We start from the raw sequence: 20289 nt of genomic DNA, 5'->3' as shown, positions 1-20289 counted from the left end.
CTAAATGGCGCGCCTGGCAGGATTCGAACCTGCGACCACCTCCTTAGAAGGGAGATGCTCTATCCAGCTGAGCTACAGGCGCTCTTAGAGGACTTTTATATACTATCATTCAGTCTATAATATAATTTTTACTATATCAGAAACTAAATCATTATACATAAAAAAAAGCCTGTAAGGCTCTTAAAATAGATGGTCGGAGTGATAGGATTCGAACCTACGACCCTCTGGTCCCAAACCAGATGCGCTACCAAACTGCGCCACACTCCGAAATTCTCTATTATCACGATAGTTTGTCGATTAACTCGTTGTTGGCAATGCCGCTAACTTGTTAGTGTTCCTCGCTATCGAGGTGCACATATTAAGGGGTAAAGGCGATTGTGTCAACACCTATTTTCGATTAATTTTAAATAAATGCTAAATTCTTTCAAAAAAGACATTCTTATAAAAATAGTCTCTTCAAAAACCTTCGTTAATCATGATTCTTATGATTGATGGAATCATTATTTCTCATTCAAATTCGTAGGCAAATCACCGTTGACCATACCTGTCAGCACATCAAACGGTATTAGCCATAAATCCGCATGGTTTGAGTGGTTACTTTTAGTACCATCGCTAATGTCACTGCTAATGTCACTTTTATTATCGCCATTGTCACGATAATTCTGCTGCTTAAGCGCAACTGGTCGTCTCTTGTCTCCTAATACAGGATATACCATCCAACCTTGCCCTGCTTGATAGGCCTGTGCATAGCTGGTCAACTGATAGGCATCGCTGGCAGTAATAGCACCAGCATGAGGCAGATATTTCCATTTGATATCGATGACGTGGCTATAGTAACCGTTTACTGTCTCTTTACTAACCGCGGTGTCACTCTGATTTTGGTTATTATCATTATCAGCCGTTTTGTATATCAGCAAATCTGGTCGTATCGATACGCATGCTTGACCCTCGCTATCATTGAGCCAGACACTTTGGGTTTGGTAAAAAGGACGATAATTGCTACTTAATTGCTGAAACATCGATGCGATACGCTGACTCGTCCACTGTTCAAACGCCTGATTCATATCGATCAATAGACACAATCTTGGCTGAGGTAGGTTTGGTCGAGTGGGATCAATACCATAACCTGTCGATGCATTTGACTGCTGTAACAGCCAATAAGCTAGGTCTACCAACTGCTGTGCGGCTTGCAACTGCTGTTTTTGTAATGGCAGGACGTTTAACTGCTGCTTTGCTTGATTATATATTGACTCTAGTCGCTGTCGTTCACGCTGGTTTAGCCCAGATAACGGCTGCCATGGCCGTAAGAGCGGTGTACATATAGCTCTAGGCAGTAACGGCATCAGCCATACCAATGCGCTCTTAATCAAGCGATTGGCCAACATATCTTGACTGAGCACACTACGCTCACAGACAAACTTATGCGGCTGCATGCTGTTGTGTCGTAGCTGCTCTTTGATGACCAGCCGCCCTTGTAGCGATGATTGGTTATTGATCTGCGCCTGATAGTGCTGGGTTGGCTGATAACGAACCAAGCGCTGCAAAAACTGCTCTGATAGCCAGTCTGACAATGGCGGAGCCTCGACAGATAATGGCATTGACTGACCACTAAACTGACCCAAATTTTTCATATTAGGCAGCTTACGACTTTGACGCGCATCAAGACGAGTCAAGTCGGATAACATGCCTTGTACCCAGTGACGAGTCTGAGCAATATTATTATATTGAGTGGATTGATTCAGTTTTGGCAATAGCTCAAGTGTCATACCACTAGGCAAAAGGATAATTCCTATATGATGCCCAACCTTGAGTTGCCACTGTCCTTGTTTACGCTTGATGGTAAACACGGCAAATTCTTGCGCCATTAGCCAATGAAAGTCAGAGACATGCGCGAAATCGTGCGCTGTGAGGCGTTGATGTTCAAATACCGTGATAACATTTGCTACGAGAGCCTTACTGTTAGGCATACGAGCATAAAAACTGTCTGCATTAATATTATTTGCATTAATATAGTTTCCTTGCGCATAGTATTGATTATGAGTTCTCACTAAACAGCCACCTTACTCGTACAAACGCTGATAGATAGCGGGCTTGCCAAACTCACCAGTCTTAGCAATAAGGTCAGGATTCATCATATAGCCACCTACGTTCATCGATTGACCAAGAAAGGCGCCCTGCCCTGCAAACATTTGATGTTGCGTCGTTGCATGGTTCTTACTCATCGGATCATACAAATCATTATTTATCATTGTTTGGCTGTCGTGGATGAACTGGGTGCTTAGCGGTTGCTGCTCATCTCTAAAAATATACTGCAATATAACCACTTGACCGCCCGCAGCTTGCGCCAACTGCGGGATGATCTGTTCGACCAACACCATTTGTAATTGAGCTAAATCATCGACTGAAAATAAAAAAGCATGCCCCAACTGCGCCTCGGCTCCCAACGTCTGTGTGATGCGCATGTTTAAGCCTGTTAGCAATTTGCTTAAATCTACCGTGTCTGCTTGTGCACGATTAGTCGTGCCGCTGGTACGGCCAATTATCGGTAATAATTCAGGCTGCGGTGGACAATCAATAAAGCGGAAACGTCGACGTAATGCCATATCAAGCGGCGCAAGTGAATGATCTTGGGTATTCATAGTGGCGTAGATATCAACATTGGCAGGCACACTAAAAGCACGCCCAGAATACGCCAAATGAACCATCATCGCATTTGGTTTGCCAGCGCGCTTGTCTGGCTCGATCAAACTGAGCAGCTCGCCAAATACTCGTGACACATTGGCACGATTGATCTCATCAATCAACATCGCGTAACGATGCTGAGGGTCACGCGCGGCACGCTGACATAGCTTTAAAAATGCCCCGTCTTGAACGGCGTAGCTCATCTGGGTATTACTCGAGTGACTGTTATTTGCTTGGATAGAGCCGCTCATAACAGGACGAATACCTTCGACAAACTCTTCATAACCATAAGCTTGATGGAAGCTCACCATACTAAAACGCTGCTGACCAGAGTTTTGGTTTTGATTGGACTGGTTATCATGCTGTGCCTGCTGAAACTCCGCCAATTGCTGTGACAACTCTGTTAGCAACACCATACTCTCAGGCAGTAAATACCATGCGCCGCTGTTATCTTTATCAAAGTACGCTTGGCTGGCTCGATTATCAAAACTGACGGTTTTAGAATCTATAGGACTATGTCTGCGAAGCTCTAACCAAGCAGTGCTCTCTAGGTTTTTATCACGTGCGTTTTGTGCCGCTTTAGTGATAAAAAAAGGATGGTCGACAAGCTCTCGCACTTTGACCAAATCCTGTTGTTCAGCCCGTAAGTCTAAAAATATCAAACACAGTACTTCACGCCAGCTTAGGCTTTGCAACAGCTGCCCAAGTAGCGCTTCATTATTTGTCTCAGGCAGATAATCGGTATATTGCTTCGCGATTTGGAGCAATCGATAGGTTTTGCCAGTACCCGCGACGCCAGTATAAATAATATTGGTCGGCTCGCGTGTGTACATATCAGACATAGCATCATCCAGTATTGAAAATTTATGAAATAAGACGTACCAACATCACGCTATTATAGCGCGGTGGTCTCGTAAGAGATTGTCTACTAAGCAGATCCGTGCATCACCATTGAGCGATTTTAATTATTTAAAACTATATCCTAGCAACACAATATAGATGACTGCTGTTTTATAAGCGCAGCAGTTCATGCTAATAATAGTAGGAAAGCAGCGGTTAATGTACCATAGTGTTTGTAATGGCTTTGCTAACAGTTACTGTTTGCCACTATCAAAAACAACATTCGATTTATCTACGTTAAGGAAATTTGTATGTCAGGATTATTAAAAAAACTGCCCGTCAAGCTGACCAATAAAAAACCAGCCAAAGTCTCTGACAGCACAAGATCATCCATCGAAAAACCCAGCAGCACGCTAAAACCAATCAGTAATCAATTTACCAAACTGTTGTCTGTGACCAAATATCTACCTGCCAGTGCACGCTCAAGTATTCTCTCAAAAGCCTTTGGCAAAGTTGTACCCTACGTAGGGACAACAGGCGTGTACTATGAAATGGTTGAGCCCAATCAAGTCATCGTCAGTCTAAACAATGTCAAAGGGGTACAGAATCATATTGGTTCAATCCATGCAGTAGCCATTACTTTACTGGCTGAAACGGCAACAGGCTTCATTCTGGGGTTAAACTTACCCTCTGATCGCGTACTACTGATTAAATCTTATTCCGTTAATTTTTATCGCCCGATCAAAAAAGGTCAAATTGCAGCCGTAGCCAGTCTATCTGATGAGCAGCGCTTACAGATTTTAAATACGCCAAAAGGTGAAATGGTTATCCCTTGCGTCATTGATGACCGTGAATCTGATAGTGACCGCGACCCGATTGTAGTGGAGATGACTTGGGCTTGGATTCCAAAATCTGAACTAGAGGCGCGCCGCCAAGGCAAAGCATATGAAAATGCCTCAGAAAATAATACGGATACTACAGTAGATAACGAGCAAGACGACGCACTCTCTGCAGATGACGAGACTATTAATAACAAATAATCGATTAAACCGACATAACATTTACTATCTGCATTTTGTGGCGCATCTAGCATATTTATGATCAATCAACTCAGTAAGGAGACAAGGATGTCCAAACTTAGCACCTATTTATCTATCGTACCACTGGTTGCTATGTGCTCATTAGGCTTGGCTGTTGGTGCTAACGCCAATCCGGCGACAGCTCCTGCCGCTAATACTAAATCTAGCCCGACTTTTTTGGCTGATGGCAATCCGTTCCAAAAATCTTACTCAAACCTAGCCAATATTGACTATTAGATAGGTTTGACGTTTTCTTTCTGCTTCATTGTCACGCGCTATTTCTCATTTGAGATTTAGACTGACCACGACTCCACAGACTTTTTTAATTGGCGATGGAACTCACCGTCCAATAAACAGGATTATGCAGCTGTTAAAATAACAGTCGCGTTATTTAAAATATTGATGCTGGCGTTGAGGTCACGGTCATGAGAAACCTGACAGTTAGGGCACAACCACTCACGCATTTTCAATGTTAGCTCATCTTTACCAAGGATATGATTGCAGTTTGAACAGGTTTTTGAGCTTGGGTAGAAGGGTCCGACTGATTTCACAACCTTGCCTTGCTCAGTGGCTTTGTAGATAAGCTGTCGCTTAAACTCAAAGAAACCCAAGTCACTGATAGCTCTTGATAGCCGCCTGTTCTTAACCATACCTTTGACATTCAAATCCTCAATCGCAATCACATCGAACTCATTAACCAGACTTGTTGTGATTTGATGGAGAGAATCTTGCCTAATACACCTGATCTTATAGTGCAAACGAGAGAGCTTGGTTTTCGCTTTTTCTCTGTTTTTACTGCCTTTTTTAGTGCGACTGAGCGCTTTGTTTAGCGTTCTTAGTTTTTTAAGGTTTGCTTGAAGTGGTTTTGGCGATTTAATTTTAGTGCCGTCTGATAAAACCAGTAAGTCGGTAATACCAAGATCAACACCAACGCTTTTACCTGTCTTTTTAGTAGGAATTACAGCTTTTTGTATTTCAACAGCCACACTAACAAACCACTTACCGCCACGTTTAGAGATGGTGGCTGACATGATCTTGCCGTCAAAACGTAAAGCTTCTTTTAAGCGAACCCAGCCCAAGTTTGGGATACGAATGGATTTACCTTTAATGGCAAATTGGTCGTTGGATAAACTGAATCTATCGTCACGGCCTTTTTTACGAGCGGTTGGGTATTTCGCTAAGCCTTTAAAGAAGTTGTTATAAGCATCACCCAACTGCATGATTGCCGCCTGCGGAGCGCATTTGGTCACTTCCAGCATATAGGGGAATAATTTACGCTTAATGGCGTTCAATTCGCGTCTGAGCTTCGCCTGTGAGGGCTTGTTTAGATTTTTAGTATCAACCTCAACGCCTGCGGCCAAACACGCATCACGGTACGCTTTGTCAAGCGCATACTGCCGCTGCCACTCATGCAAAGCCCAGTTGTAGGCTTTTCTCGCCACGCCACAAGCACGAGCAAGGTGATTTGCCTGTACGTTGTTTGGCTTGAGTTCGATAATGTGTCCACGGATCATAATGCTTTTTTAACCGCCTCTATTAATTGTTGGTTTTTCTTGCTGCAAGAGCCGTATAGCCTCGCTGAAAATACGGTGATAATCTCCAATAAATCTTGGGCTAATTCTTGCTCAAAACTCAACTCTTCACCTTGATTGATTATTACCACTTCAACGTCACGAGCCTCACACAACATGAAAACCAGTTCTGCACCAAATCGTAAAAGCCTGTCTTGATGGGTAATTACCAGCCGTTCAACTTTATTGCTCAGTATGTCATCAAGCAGGTCTTTTAAGCCTTTCTTTTTATAATTCATTCCACTACCAAGATCGGTAATCGTCTCAAAAGTCCAGCCTTGCCTGGCACAATAAAGTTCCAAAACTTGAGACTGGCGAAGTAAGTCGTCTTTTTGATCACGACTCGACACACGAGCATAAGCAATGGTTTTTCGGTCTAATTTAGGTGGTGTATTCAAGGAATGCGGTCTGATTTCACTTAAATCATATCGCCTATGCCCGTTTTCGGTTCGCTTGGCGACTAACGTACCATCCTCATCCCAACGTCTTAATGTGGATTGAGCAACCCCGAAATGTTTGGCAGCCTCCCCAATACTAACCAGTTTCCCCATAACTTGCTCTCTATATTATAGATATAATCTATCTATCATAGTAATAAATAGGTAGGTTTGTATATATTTTATTTAACTGTTTGCAACCCTGTTAATTTCGAAAAAAAAGATCAGATAACTGGCTATTTCGCTCAGTTATCTTTTTCTGCTTTTCAGACATTGCGCACCAGACACTGTTCTCCAAATACTGTTTCTCATCGTTTATAGCTAAGCATTTATACCAGTATCGTATCATCCGTTAGGGCGCTTTCTTTCGTCACTCGCAGTACCTCTTCTAGTGTCGTGCGCCCTTCTATCACTTTACGTAGACCATCCGCGCGAATCGATGGTGTCTGCTGGCGAGCATACGCTTCTAACTCATACTCAGCGGTATTACTATGAATCATACGGCGCAGCGTATCATCAACTGGTACGACCTCATATATCGCCGTACGTCCTTTAAACCCTGACTGATTGCATTTATCGCAGCCTACTGGCTTGGGTAGACGAATCGCCTTACTTGCTGCATTTTCAATATCGCTGTCCAATACCTTCTCAATACCAATTTCGGTAAAAAGTTTGGCTTGTTCGGTGTCCGCTGCCTGCCAGCCATGACAATGTGAGCATAAAGTACGCACCAAGCGCTGTGCCACCACGCCGATCAGTGACGACGATAATAAAAATGGCTCAACACCCATATCTTGCAAGCGAGTGACCGCGCCAATCGCGGTGTTGGTATGCAGCGTTGATAAAACCAAATGCCCTGTCAAAGACGCCTGTACAGCGATCTCTGCCGTCTCTAAATCGCGAATCTCACCCACCATCACCACATCTGGATCTTGACGCAACATCGCACGCAGACTTTTGGCAAAGGTCATATCCACCTTATTATTAACCTGTGTCTGTCCGATACCGTCCAGCTGAAACTCAATCGGATCTTCAGCGGTCAAGATATTGCGCGTTTGGTCATTCAAGTCAGTCAGCGCTGAATATAGCGTGGTGGTCTTACCCGACCCCGTCGGCCCTGTGACCAAAATAATCCCATGTGGACGATGAATCAAGCGCTTCAGCTCAGTATAGTCATTATCAGACAGTCCCAAATACGTCATGTTAAGACGTCCCGCTTGCTTGTCTAGTAAACGCATCACCACGCGCTCACCAAAGCTCGACGGCAGTGTCGATACGCGCACATCGACCTCACGTCCCGCTAGGCGTAAGCTAATACGCCCATCTTGCGGTACACGCTTTTCAGCGATATCCAGCTTGGCCATGACTTTGATACGCGAGACTAATAATGGCGCGAGTTGACGCTTTGGCGTGATGATTTCTTTAAGCTCGCCATCAACGCGGAAGCGGACGACCAAACGTTTTTCAAAAGTTTCGATATGAATATCTGAGGCATTTAGGCGAATGGCTTCTGACAACAGCGCATTAATCAGACGAATAATCGGCGCATCATCTTGCTGATCCATCAAGTCTTCAGTCTCAGGGACGCTATCTGCTAAACTATCAAGATCCGGATGATCCTCAAGCCCAGCAGCGATATGCTGCGACTCTCCGGTATTACCAGCGTAAGCCGCGTTCATACGTTTTTCAAAATCATCCGAGCTGACACTTTCGTAAGTTGGTACGCCGCGACTGCCTTGCTGCTGCAAAAACCGCACCGCTTCATTAATCGCAGACAGTGGGGTGGCTTTCGTCAATACCAAAGTTGGCGGCAACTCAGGATCAATGGCAAGTATGGCCAAAATCTGATGGCGTTTCGCGAAGCTGTACGGCAACTGCATCATAAAGACAACCTAATAAATAGAGATAGTGTCAAATAGACAATCACACCAAAGCACTGTAAATACACTGAGCTTGACTGACCAAGCCCAAAAAGATTGCAAGTAAGATTGCATGAGTTTGTTATAATAACATTTTGTTTTAGACGCGTATTATTTTATGTGGTCGGCGTTTTTTATGTATCGCCACTCGCCTATTTTTACGGTATATATAGCCAACTTATCATGCGATTTTTTATTTTGCTAACAGTGCGCTATTATTGTCTACTGCACTTTTTTAATATTACTTAGAAATCTCGTTATATTTTTTCTGTCCACCTTGCCCGCTCGCCATTAGGATTTTTAGTTATGTCAGAGAACGTTAGCACTGCTACTCACCCGGCACCACTTTTGCAAGATACTTTTACCGTTGGTAGTCGTACCTTTTCCTCTCGCCTGCTGGTCGGTACGGGCAAATATAAAGACATGAGCGAGACTGGAGAAGCCATTGCCGCTTCGGCAGCAGAAATCGTGACCGTCGCTATTCGCCGTACCAATATCGGACAAAACAGTGATGAGCCAAACTTGCTCGATGTCATCTCTCCTGACAAATACACGATTTTGCCGAACACGGCTGGCTGCTTCGATGCTGAAACTGCCATTCGTACGTGCAAACTTGCACGCGAGTTATTGGACGGGCACAATCTGGTTAAGCTTGAAGTATTGGGCGATGAAAAAACGCTCTATCCTAATATCACTGAGACCTTAAAAGCGGCTCAAGTACTGGTCGATGATGGCTTTGAAGTCATGGTCTATAGCTCAGATGATCCTATCGTCGCCCAAGAGTTAGAGAGCATGGGCTGTGTCGCTATTATGCCACTTGGTAGCTTGATTGGTTCTGGGCTTGGTTTGCTTAATCGCCATACCCTCAGCCTCATCATCGAAAACGCCAAAGTGCCCGTATTGGTTGACGCGGGTGTTGGCACGGCATCTGATGCTGCGATTGCCATGGAGCTTGGCTGTGATGGCGTTCTGATGAACTCAGCAATTGCCCATGCACAAAATCCTGTGATGATGGCACATGCCATGAAACATGCCGTATGGGCAGGCCGCGCCGCATTTTTGGCAGGTCGTATGCCAATGCGTAAGATGGCAACTGCCAGCTCACCGCAGACGGGCTATTTTTTCCAGTAAGCGCTTGCTCGGGTCAGCCCTAACAAAAAACCGATTATAAAATAATAAGACGGAAATCTGGTTGGGTCAGCACGCCGTCAGCTATCATTTTTATTCATTATCGTTTATTCATTATCGTCATAAAAGGATTTATTATGCGACTTCTCACAGCAGTCGACCAGTTGTTCTTACTTCTTGAGTCGCGTAAACAACCAATGCACGTTGGCGGATTGTTTTTATTTGAATTACCCGAGGGCGCTGATAGCGACTTTGTTTATCAGCTGGTAAAACAAATGCAAGAATCTGATGTACCGCCGAGCTTTCCGTTCAATCAGGTGCTAGAGCATTTGGTGTTTTGGAAAAAAGACAAAGATTTTGATGTTGAGCATCATTTACATCATGTGGCGCTACCGAGTCCTGGGCGTATTCGTGAGCTGTTGATGTACGTGTCAAGAGAACACGGTCGACTGTTAGATCGTGCGATGCCTCTCTGGGAATGCCATGTCATAGAAGGAATTGAGCCAGAAGTAGAAGGTGGGCCTGAACGTTTTGCTTGGTATTTTAAGATTCATCACTCGCTCGTTGATGGTATCGCTGCCATGCGTTTGGTAAAAAAATCCTTATCACAATCCCCTACTGAGCCCGTCTCGCTACCAGTATGGTCACTGATGGCGCGTCACCGTAATCAAATGAATGCTATTTTGCCTGCCGAAAGATCTATCAGGCGCATCATGAAAGAGCAAATATCTACCATCAAACCGGTATTTACAGAACTGATAGACAATCTGAAAAACTATGGTGATGAAGGCTATGTCGGTACGTTTGACGCGCCGATGAGTATTTTGAACAGGCGCATTTCCGCATCACGTCGTATCTCGGCGCAGTCTTATGACATACAGCGCTTTAATAAAACTGCCGAAAGATTAAAAATCAGTAGAAACGATGTGGTATTAGCCGTCTGTGCTGGCGCTATTCGTCGTTATTTGATCTCAATGGATGCGCTACCCAGCAAGCCGCTGATTGCGTTTGTACCGATGTCACTGCGTACTGATGATAGTATATCGGGCAATCAGCTGTCATTTGTACTAGCGAATTTGGGCACACATTTGGACAACCCATTACGCAGGATAGAGCTTATCCATCGCAGTATGAATAATGGCAAACGTCGCTTTCGCCGCATGAATCAAGCGCAAGTCATTAATTACAGCGTCATCGCCTATGCATGGCAAGGTATCAACTTGGCGACTGGCGTATTTCCAAAAAAGCAAGCCTTTAACCTCATTATTTCTCACGTTCCTGGTTCTGAGAAGCCGCTATATTGGAATGGTGCACGCTTACAATCACTGTATCCCGCTTCTATCGTATTCAACGGTCAAGCCATGAATATTACTTTGGCCAGTTATTTAGATAAAATTGAGTTTGGCATCACTGCTTGCAGTAAAGCATTACCGCGTGTCCAAGACATGCTCATGCTGATAGAAGAAGAGCTACAGTTGCTAGAAACTGTCAGTCAAGAGTTGGCGTTTAAAGGTATCACCGTTGAAGATAAACCTGTTAAAAAAACAAAAAAGCTGGCTCCTTAACGGAACCAGCTTTTTAATATTTGACTCGCTCAGCGTTTAAGCCTGCTTATTTTATAATTAGATCACATCGCCCCAAATTGGCACGACGGTTTGCATCAATGGCTTGAGCAGTTTGACGTTACAAGCAAAGATAGAGCCTGAGGTCATAGAGTTGTGCGCGCCCGTGTGATCGACCACAACGCCGCGCGCTTCGGTGACGATAAGCTCACCTGCTGCGATGTCCCAAGGCTTAATCGACATCTCAAAATAGCCATCAAAGCGTCCAGCAGCAACATAACATAAATCAAGCGCCGCTGAACCCAGACGACGTACCTGACCACCAGCTTCAGAGATCTTTTGTAAGCTCTCAAAGTGCTGCTTGGCATAAGAGATCACTTCACCATTGCGCTTACGCTCAAGCGGATGACCTGTGGTAAAAAACCCACCATCGATGGTTTTGCGTTCGCTGACGTTGATACGGCGTTGGTTCAAACGTGCGCCTTTACCACGGCTAGCAGAGAACATCTCGTCACGGACTGGGTCATAAATGACACCGTGCTGCGTCACGCCTTTGTGCTGTACAGCGATAGATACGCAGAACTGCGGTACACCATGAACGAAGTTTTTGGTACCGTCCAATGGGTCGATAATCCAGCACCAGTCGGCGTCTTCGCCCTGACCTTCTTGCATACCAAACTCTTCACCCAAAAACGAATGATTCGGATAGCTGGCTTTTAGGGTCTCAATCGTGAGCTCTTCACTAAAGCGATCGATGCGCGTCACCAGACCATCAAGTCCTTTAGACTCGATATCTAACTCGATTTTGTGACGGTTTTGATGCGCATATAAAATCTCTTTACCAACTTTTTCAGCAGTACGCGCTGCGATGACGACCATGGGTTCCATAAATAACCTATTTGCTTGATGAATGAATATAAAAAATAAAACCAACTCTGTGCCCACAACATGCCAAACAGCCGCCGCATCACACCACATCTATGCGATTAAACACCTGCCTGTTATCCATGATAATTGATAACAGGCAACCGCATTATACTAAAATTGTTCGATAAAAACGAAAAAACCGTCACGCTGACCAACCCAGTATTTTGGTGGTCATACAAACTGCGCAAGTTGTAAAAAAGTTGGCACCTACGGCTAGCAGGCGTTTGCTCTGTTTAAAGAGCGAGTATCTGTTTACAGTAATAGCTTTTAAAACAATAATTTGTAAATAATACTGCAAATCTAAAAAGTAAAATTTACGACAACAGTTGCTTAAGCTGCTTAATAACCCCTGCAACATCTAAACCACAATCCGCCCACTGCTCAGCTTGCGATCCATGCGCGATAAAGCGATCAGGAATACCGATGTTGCTAACAGCTGGACGCTGACGTTTGAAAGCAGCCGATTCATTGAGCAAGTATTCATTCACTGCACTACCCGCGCCACCCATAATCATATGCTCTTCTATGGTTGCGATATGCGTCACCCCTTGCGCCAGTAAACTCTCAAGCATAGCTGTATCTAGCGGTTTTACCCAGCGCATATTGACCACATGTACCTGACACTCTAACGCTGTATCATCACCGGTTAAGCTCTCGGCCGCTTGCTGAGCAGTCGCCACCATCGTACCAAAAGCCAATAGTGCTAGCTTATAAGGCGCATCATTGCTGCCCAATACTGACTCAATAACGGCTTCACCGATTTTATAAGTCTGTGCTGGCTGCTCGATAACGGCGCCTGTCCCAGTTCCACGTGGATAACGAACTGCCGTACATCCCTGATGTTCATAGCAAGTATTGAGCAGATGGTAGCATTCATTCTCATCTTTTGGCGCAGCAATCACTATATTCGGGATACAACGTAAAAAGCTAAAATCAAACACGCCTGCATGCGTGGCACCATCTTCACCAACGAGGCCTGCACGGTCAATTGCAAACATGACATCGAGATTCTGTAGCGCCACGTCATGAATCAGCTGATCGTATCCGCGCTGTAAGAACGTCGAGTAAATCGCCACAATAGGTTTGACACCTTGCGTTGCCATACCGGCCGCTAGCGTGACCGCATGTTGTTCGGCAATAGCCACATCAAAAAAGCGTGTTGGAAAATGACGAGCAAAGTCAATCATGCCCGAGCCTTCTTCCATAGCAGGAGTGATCGCGAGCAACTTATCGTCTTCGGCCGCTTTATCGCATAAGAAATTACCAAATACTTGCGAGTATTTTAGCGCAGGTTTTGTGTTTTGCTTTAATGCTTCTGCAGATTTGCTCTGAGACTCATTATGAATCTCTGCTGGTAGCTTACTAATCGCGTGATAGCCGACCGGATCTAGTTCTGCTGGTGCAAAGCCTTTGCCTTTGGTGGTATAGATATGTACCAAAACAGGCCCTTTGACTTGCTTGGCAATTGACAACACACGTAGTAGCTCAGGGATATTGTGTCCATCAAACGGACCAAAATAGGTAAAGCCAATCGCTTTGAATAAGTTATCTTCTAATTGCGGTACATCACGCATCTCTTTGTGACGTTTGCGGCGATCAAATGCTTGCATATCAGGACGCTGGCAAAGCACAGGCTCACCTGACTCAGAGATATCGACTTGGTAGCCCGACTCCCAAAGCATCGCTAAATGCCGCGAAAAACCACCGATAGAACAAGAAATCGACATATCATTGTCGTTCAAAATGACAAGCAGATCAGCATCTTGCTGTACCGCGTCGTTCATCGCCTCAAAAGCCATACCGCCAGTCATCGCTCCGTCACCAATGATACAGGCAACGGTCTGCGCGTAGCCTTGATAGCGCAGCGCCAAGCTCATGCCCAAACCGGCTGAGATAGAGGTTGATGAATGCCCAACGCCAAATGTATCGTAGATAGACTCTGCACGCTCTGGGAATGCAGTCAGACCATCTTTTGATCTGATCGTTGCCAGCTGCTCACGGCGACCTGTCAGGGCTTTATGCGCATAGGCCTGATGACCCACATCCCACACTATCTGATCCTGCGGAGCATCAAGTAGATAATGCAATACAATCGTCAGCTCAATCACACCCAAATTGGCGCCAAAATGCCCACCGCTTTGTCCTGCTGAATACAACAAAAAAAGACGCAGTTCATCAGCCAGCGTAATCAGCTGAGTGGTTGAAAGCGTATTCATATCAGAAGGTGTGTTAATGGCATCAAGCAATGGCGTATGCGGACGCACGCGAGGAATCACAGTATAAGTCTGCTGTAAGCTCGATAGCTGGGCGGCAGAATCAGATACTGATGCAGATGAGGACTGAGACTTTGGGGAATGAAGTGACTGCTGCATAAACCGTACAATACCTACCAATCTGCTGACAAGACGTGTCTCCAATATAGCAATAGCTACAATTGAGAGACGTCAATAATATCTACATCATTATTGATGTAATCGACCATATAATTATTCATGCAACTTTACGTGTATATAGCTGCGCTACGTATCATATGAACACGCTACCACAGTAGATCGTGCCTCAAAACTACGTGCTTTAATACCAAGGACTATTATTATGCCCTATTATTTTGCATCAATATCGGATGTTAGTGACGACATAGTAATGTAAGGATAAAGACTTGTCACTGTATCCACCAAAATAGTATGGCATAATAGCATTTTTTTTTAATTGTCGCTTTAATCATCGTGCGTCGTCTGTGAACTTTGTGTGTTTTTATAATAAATACAATAAGCACGCGTTCTTTATGAAAGGGTTATACTGCTATCATCTTGGCCTTACCGTTCAGGCTAGAATGTTATTGCGGGTTTAATAGCATTATCACAAACCCTTCACCTCCACGACTTTAGGCTTATGCAGGACAGTAATGTCATATCAATTTATCACTAGTGCCAAACTACCCACTCGTCATGGCGAGTTTGATATTCATATCTTTGAAAACGACGAAGGCCAAGAGCATGTTATGCTGACCGTCGGTCTGTCTGTGGTCGATCAAACGACAGCACCTAGCTCAGATGACACGTCGTCGCAAAGACCAATTCCGCTGGTTCGAATTCATTCTGAGTGCCTAACAGGCGATGCGTTTAGCTCATTAAAGTGTGACTGCGGACCACAGCTCAATACTGCCATGCAAGCCATCCAAGAGTCAGGTTGCGGTGCGATTTTGTATTTGCGTCAAGAAGGTCGCGGTATCGGTCTGACCAACAAGATTCGCGCTTATGCCCTCCAAGATCAGGGACACGACACGCTGGATGCCAATCTCATGTTAGGCTTGCCTGCTGATGCGCGTATCTATGATATGTGTGGTCCGATGCTTGCCTATATCGGTGTCAATGCTGTCAGACTCATCACTAACAATCCAAACAAAGTTGCTTATTTGACGGAGCACGGTATTGACGTTGTCGAACGGGTGCCATTGTTGGTCGGTGTCAACGATATGAACGCTGAATATCTAGCAACCAAACGCGATCGTATGGGGCACATGCTCGATAAAGTTTTTAATACAGCCATACACCTAAATAAATAGATGTCTTATGAGTATTTCAAATATAGATAACCAAGCAGACCCATCAACCGTAGCGTCAGAGACCACGCCAACCAATCATGACATCCTGCGCGTACGGGCGTTTTTGGTGGAACTGCAGGCTCGTATCTGCGACGCCTTAGAGGCACAAGAACGCGATGGCGGCGGCAATGCAACTTTCGTCCCTGACGATTGGGAGCGCAAAGAGGGTGGTGGCGGTCGTTCGTGCGTATTGACAGATGGCACGGTCATCGAAAAAGCAGGCGTGATGTTCAGTCATATCCATGTCCACAATTTGCCTGCTTCTGCCACTGCACGCCACCCCAATATCGCTGGTCGCAAAGCGCAAGCCATGGGCGTGTCCTTAGTGGTACATCCCAAAAACCCAAATGTCCCAACCAGCCACGCCAACGTACGTTTGTTCGTGGCAGAAGCAGAAGGCGAAGATCCAATTTGGTGGTTCGGTGGCGGCTTTGATCTGACGCCATTTTATCCGGTGCTTGCTGACTGCGTACACTGGCATCAGGTCTGTCACGATCTGTGCGCGCCTTTTGGCGATACTGTCTACCCTGACTTTAAGCAGTGGTGTGATGAGTACTTCCATCTGCGTCATCGTGATGAGCAGCGCGGTATTGGCGGGCTGTTCTACGACGATGTCAACTTTGAGAGTCGCGGCTGGGATTTTGAGAGATGCTTTGACTTTATGAAAGCCGTCGGCAATGGTTACCTTGACGGTATCATGCCGATTTTTGAGCAGCGTAAAGATATGCCTTATACCGAAGCACAGCGTGAGTTTCAGCTCTATCGCCGTGGCCGTTATGTAGAGTACAATCTGGTCTACGATCGTGGCACATTATTTGGCCTACAGAGCAACGGCCGTATTGAGTCGATCTTAGTCAGTATGCCACCTCTTGCCAGCTGGCATTATCGGTTTGAGCCGGCTGAGGGCACACCTGAGTTTGAGTTGACTGATTATTATCTCAAGCCGCGTGATTGGTTGGCTCTCTAAGCTTTTTTAAAGCTCAAGAATGTTAGGTTTGAGAGTGTAGGTCAGCGATTATCGCTGGCCTTTTTTATATCTAACAAACGATTTGCTAAAGGGGTTTTATATCATCCGATGATTACGAGGATATAACATTATATTGCCCCCATTCTGCCGATAAACGCTACAATAGTAGAGACTCTTTCGCAGCCACTGTGCGCAAAAGAATCTTAAGAAATATTTTTATAATAATATTTGAGGTAAGGCGAGCGTGATAGCGATGCCTACTATTAGCCACGTTTAAAGGAGTAAGTCATATGGCACAGGTTTATACCAAAAAATCTTTGAAATCTTTTTTTAGCATCACCTTAATGGCAGCGGCGCTGGGTTTGACAGCGTGTAGCGGTGCAGGCGACGATCCTGATATCAAAGCGCGCCAAGACAGCATGAAAAGCTGGGGCGATGCGATGGGCGTCATGGGTGATATGGTCAAAGCCCCTGATACCTTTGATGCGGCGGTTTTCAAAGAGCAGGCATCATTTTTGGCAGAAGATGCGGCAAACCCTTGGAGTCACTTTGAAAACCAAGAAGCCATGGGCAACGCGACTGAAGCCGTATGGTCAAATGCTGATGGTTTCAGTGCTGAAGCGGACAACTTTCAAAAAGTGACGGCTGAGCTAAATGCTGCTGCACAGTCGGCTACTAGTGTCGAAGACGTCCAGCCTGCCTTTGGTGAAGTGGGCGCAAGTTGCAAATCGTGCCATACCGAATTTAGAGCAAAGAATGACTAACTTTTTGTACTGGCCTAGTATAATCAATCCTAAATAAAACAGATACATTATATATCAAGGTGGAACTGGTCTAAATTTTCCTTACGTGCTGTGCCTACGGTGCTCGATGCTGCGAAAAATTTATCCCAGTCCCACTGTATCGTTTTTATACTGAATTCACTATAGTTTGTAGAAAGACAAAAAAACCGCCATATCATTAAATATGGCGGTTTTTTATTGCTCAAAAAACATCACGTGAAGACAGCTCTTTGAAATAACGCTCTAAGCAAATTGCTCTGTCTCTGCTTTTTTGGCATTATCATCATCATTAACGTCCTCATCTTGCTGCTTATTTATCTGCTTAACAATAGACTTCACCGAAGGATCGCTTAGATCTATCGTACGTATGGGGAATGGAATATTGATACCGGCTGCATCCAGCGCTTTTTTGACTTCTACGATGACTTGATGAATAGAAGCGACTTTATTAGCCTGAGTGCCGTTATCAATAAACCAACGTACTATCAGATCCATAGAAGAGCCGCCAAACCCTGTCGCAATAACACTTGGCGTCGCTTTTCTCGATACGCTTTCAACTTTATCCAAAGCTTGTAGAATCTCAGCCTTTGCTGTTTCGATATCGTCTTCATAACCAATGCCCACCGCCACTTGTAAGCGGCGCTGCTTATAAGCGGTATTGACGGTCAATGCCGAGGTATACAGCTCCGAGTTTGGAATCACTACTTGCCTACCATCATAAGTCTTGATGGTCGTTGCACGGATCTTGATATCTTCTACCGTTCCTTCGTAGTCCCCTGAGACGATTTGATCACCGATACGAAACGGCTCTGAGATTAGCAATAAAATACCAGAGAGTAGGTTTTGAAAGATATCTTTGAAGGCAAAACCAATCGCCACCGAACCAATACCCAGCGCGCCGATTAATTTGGCTGGTGTAAATCCTGGAATAGCAACAACCATGGCGATCATAAAGCCAATAAACAGAATAAGCGCCCCACCTATGCGCTGAAATACCTTCACCAAGTTTTGATGACGCACGCGCGCGCCTAAGGTTTTATGCACCACTTTTTTGAAAATAATCGACAACAGCCAAAAAATCCCCAACACAATGAGCGCCGCTATAAAATATGGAATGCGCTCAATAAAGCCACTTGCCAAGTCTTGCGTGGTATAGACCACTTGTTGATAGACGGTCACACCATCGGTTAGCGTGTTCGATAGGCGGCTCACGTCAGGGGTAGGCATAAAGGGTTGCTCCTATTGCTGTCTTAGCGCGTGTTTAAATGAATAAATAAATGAACATCTCACCACTGTTTTGCCAGTTATGACATCAAATCAGCTTGTACGATTTCAATCCAGTAGCCATCAACATCCTTGATAAAGGCAATGTTTTTCATGCTGCCGTCTTCTGGACGTTTTTTGAACTCAACATCGTTCTTATCAAACCAAGCAATGGCCTCATCCAAGTTCGGTACATTAAAACAAATGTGTCCAAAGCCTTGAGGGTCTTGGTTGCCATCGTGATAGCTAAAGTCCGCTTTTGTCTCGGTGCCATAATTATGGGTCAGCTCCAAAATACCGCGCTGACGGAAAGCAAAAATTTCTAAATCATCACCAGCTGGCAAGTTGTCGCGCTCGCTCTCAGTTAGCTTTGCCAAGAAATACAGATCAAACTCCATATCAGGGAATTTTTTGACCGCCAGCAACGTCATACCCAACACGCCAGTATAAAACGCCAATGACTTGACAGGATCTTTGACGCGTAGCATAGTGTGATTGAAAGTAAAACCTGTCGTTTGTGCTGAAATCGACTGCACACCATCTGCACTGATGCTGCTCGCAGGCTGTGCGATGGTTGCGTTATTATCGTTGGTAGACATAGTTATCCTAAGGTTATTCAAAAAAGAGTATTATAAATAAGCGAATCACGACTGTCATGATTCACTGCTGTCTCTCATCATAATAAAAAATGGCAAAATAATTGATAGGGTTTTGTAAGAATATGAACAAAGTGTGTTCATGTCTAGATATATATTAGCTGTCTAAGAATCGTACCTTACCTGTCTCTAGGTCATACTCAGCACCGACAACGAGTAGCTGACCACTGTTAGTCAAATCCTCTAGTGCACGCGATCCATGTCTTAGCTGACTCACTGACATGCGCACGTTGGCACGGATAGAACGATCAACCAACTCATCGGCATCGACGTCTTGACCATTGGCGGTCGCCAGCTCATGCAAGTTATAGACACTTGGGCGAATGCGATCAACGATCGATTGCAAATTAGGAGAATAGTTCTGATCAGGATTGATCAAGGTCTCAACGCAGGCCGTGACCGCGCCGCATTTTGAATGTCCAAGGACTACCACCAACTGTGTGCCAAAGGCTTCGGCGGCAAATTCGATTGAGCCAATCTGTGATGGCGCCACCACATTGCCCGCCACACGTATGACAAACAAATCCCCCAAGCCTTGATCAAAGACAATCTCAACAGGTACTCGTGCATCCGAGCAGCCCAAAATAATGGCCAATGGATTTTGATCCTTGACCAATTCTGGGCGACGCTGCATATATTCATCGGTACTGGTGAGACTATCCACGTAACGGGCATTACCTTCTTTTAAAAGCTCAAGGGCTTCTTGACCTGTTGTTGGACGTATATCAGTAGGCATGAGAGATCCTTTATTATCAATAATATGAGAGTTATAAACGGCTTTATATACTTGTATGCAAACATAAATGGGCAGATGACTATTCACACTCACCCATCAGATGCCTTATGTTTGTCAGCTATATCGTGATTGTATA

Annotated in this window: 17 protein-coding genes and 2 tRNA genes; 7 read left to right on the top strand and 12 right to left on the bottom strand. The window is 44.9% G+C overall.

The genetic code is table 11. The features are described 5' to 3' along the window. Positions 1–5: 5 nt before the first annotated feature. The 4 genes from AS194_RS11635 to AS194_RS11620 form a co-directional block, all read right to left on the bottom strand. Positions 6–82: transfer RNA gene (locus AS194_RS11635), tRNA-Arg, on the bottom strand. Positions 83–190: 108 nt separating this feature from the next. Next, positions 191–267, bottom strand: a tRNA-Pro gene (locus tag AS194_RS11630). Positions 268–500: 233 nt separating this feature from the next. Further along, entirely contained in the window at positions 501–2048 is a 1548-nt protein-coding gene (locus AS194_RS11625) for an McrC family protein (RefSeq protein ID WP_227511645.1), read from the bottom strand. 12 nt (positions 2049–2060) lie between these two features. Further along, positions 2061–3524 (bottom strand): McrB family protein, encoded by a 1464-nt coding sequence (locus AS194_RS11620; protein WP_058025655.1) that lies wholly within the window; start codon positions 3522–3524, stop codon positions 2061–2063. 309 nt (positions 3525–3833) lie between these two features. Here AS194_RS11620 and AS194_RS11615 point away from each other — a divergent pair, with 309 nt between their 5' ends. Beyond that, a complete protein-coding gene (locus AS194_RS11615; RefSeq protein ID WP_058025654.1) occupies positions 3834–4562 on the top strand; it encodes a DUF4442 domain-containing protein in 729 nt (242 codons plus the stop codon). 87 nt (positions 4563–4649) lie between these two features. After that, on the top strand, positions 4650–4838 hold the full coding sequence (locus tag AS194_RS11610) for a hypothetical protein (protein ID WP_058025653.1): 189 nt from the start codon (positions 4650–4652) through the stop codon (positions 4836–4838). Between the two features lie 122 nt (positions 4839–4960). Here AS194_RS11610 and AS194_RS11605 read toward each other — a convergent pair whose 3' ends face one another. The 3 genes from AS194_RS11605 to gspE all read right to left on the bottom strand — a co-directional run bounded on the left by AS194_RS11605 (position 4961) and on the right by gspE (position 8492). Then, positions 4961–6115: an RNA-guided endonuclease InsQ/TnpB family protein gene (locus AS194_RS11605; protein ID WP_058025652.1), complete on the bottom strand. Its 1155-nt coding sequence runs from the start codon at positions 6113–6115 to the stop codon at positions 4961–4963. Beyond that, the gene (locus tag AS194_RS11600; protein WP_058025651.1) at positions 6112–6723 is read right to left on the bottom strand and encodes an IS607 family transposase; all 612 of its coding nucleotides are present in this window, start codon (positions 6721–6723) and stop codon (positions 6112–6114) included. The genes AS194_RS11605 and AS194_RS11600 overlap by 4 nt, the downstream gene beginning before the upstream one ends. A 215-nt stretch (positions 6724–6938) precedes the next feature. Then, positions 6939–8492, bottom strand: a complete 1554-nt coding sequence (gene gspE, locus AS194_RS11595; protein ID WP_058025650.1) for a type II secretion system ATPase GspE — start codon at positions 8490–8492, stop codon at positions 6939–6941. A 384-nt stretch (positions 8493–8876) separates the two neighbouring features. Here gspE and AS194_RS11590 point away from each other — a divergent pair, with 384 nt between their 5' ends. Next, a complete protein-coding gene (locus AS194_RS11590; protein WP_200960359.1) occupies positions 8877–9659 on the top strand; it encodes a thiazole synthase in 783 nt (260 codons plus the stop codon). Positions 9660–9793: 134 nt separating this feature from the next. Next, positions 9794–11221 (top strand): WS/DGAT/MGAT family O-acyltransferase, encoded by a 1428-nt coding sequence (locus AS194_RS11585; RefSeq protein ID WP_058025648.1) that lies wholly within the window; start codon positions 9794–9796, stop codon positions 11219–11221. A 57-nt stretch (positions 11222–11278) separates the two neighbouring features. Here the strand turns inward: AS194_RS11585 and AS194_RS11580 are convergent, their stop codons facing one another. Together AS194_RS11580 and dxs are read right to left on the bottom strand one after the other, a co-directional pair. Beyond that, positions 11279–12106, bottom strand: coding sequence for an inositol monophosphatase family protein (locus tag AS194_RS11580; protein WP_058025681.1), 828 nt, complete (start codon positions 12104–12106; stop codon positions 11279–11281). A 353-nt stretch (positions 12107–12459) separates the two neighbouring features. Beyond that, positions 12460–14517 carry a 1-deoxy-D-xylulose-5-phosphate synthase gene (gene dxs, locus AS194_RS11575; RefSeq protein ID WP_058025647.1) on the bottom strand — a complete coding sequence of 686 codons (2058 nt, stop codon included), beginning with the start codon at positions 14515–14517 and terminating at the stop codon, positions 12460–12462. A gap of 533 nt (positions 14518–15050) precedes the next feature. Here dxs and ribA point away from each other — a divergent pair. The 3 genes from ribA (at position 15051) to AS194_RS11560 (ending at position 17480) form a co-directional block, all read left to right on the top strand. Continuing rightward, on the top strand, positions 15051–15710 hold the full coding sequence (ribA, locus tag AS194_RS11570) for a GTP cyclohydrolase II (protein WP_058025646.1): 660 nt from the start codon (positions 15051–15053) through the stop codon (positions 15708–15710). 7 nt (positions 15711–15717) lie between these two features. Beyond that, a complete protein-coding gene (gene hemF / locus AS194_RS11565; RefSeq protein ID WP_058025645.1) occupies positions 15718–16716 on the top strand; it encodes an oxygen-dependent coproporphyrinogen oxidase in 999 nt (332 codons plus the stop codon). A gap of 290 nt (positions 16717–17006) precedes the next feature. Further along, positions 17007–17480 carry a c-type cytochrome gene (locus AS194_RS11560; RefSeq protein ID WP_058025644.1) on the top strand — a complete coding sequence of 158 codons (474 nt, stop codon included), beginning with the start codon at positions 17007–17009 and terminating at the stop codon, positions 17478–17480. 261 nt (positions 17481–17741) lie between these two features. On the opposite strand, the gene AS194_RS11555 is transcribed toward AS194_RS11560, so the two are convergent. From AS194_RS11555 to AS194_RS11545, 3 genes are all read right to left on the bottom strand, one after another. Then, the gene (locus tag AS194_RS11555; RefSeq protein WP_058025643.1) at positions 17742–18725 is read right to left on the bottom strand and encodes a mechanosensitive ion channel family protein; all 984 of its coding nucleotides are present in this window, start codon (positions 18723–18725) and stop codon (positions 17742–17744) included. A 77-nt stretch (positions 18726–18802) separates the two neighbouring features. Then, positions 18803–19360 (bottom strand): lactoylglutathione lyase, encoded by a 558-nt coding sequence (gene gloA, locus AS194_RS11550; RefSeq protein WP_058025642.1) that lies wholly within the window; start codon positions 19358–19360, stop codon positions 18803–18805. 154 nt (positions 19361–19514) lie between these two features. Beyond that, positions 19515–20153, bottom strand: coding sequence for a carbonic anhydrase (locus tag AS194_RS11545; protein ID WP_058025641.1), 639 nt, complete (start codon positions 20151–20153; stop codon positions 19515–19517). Positions 20154–20289: the final 136 nt, after the last annotated feature.

This window comes from Psychrobacter piscatorii, assembly GCF_001444505.1.
GTDB lineage: Bacteria > Pseudomonadota > Gammaproteobacteria > Pseudomonadales > Moraxellaceae > Psychrobacter > Psychrobacter piscatorii_B.
Note: the sequence above shows the minus strand (reverse complement) of the source record. Positions and strands in the feature narration are given on the sequence as shown.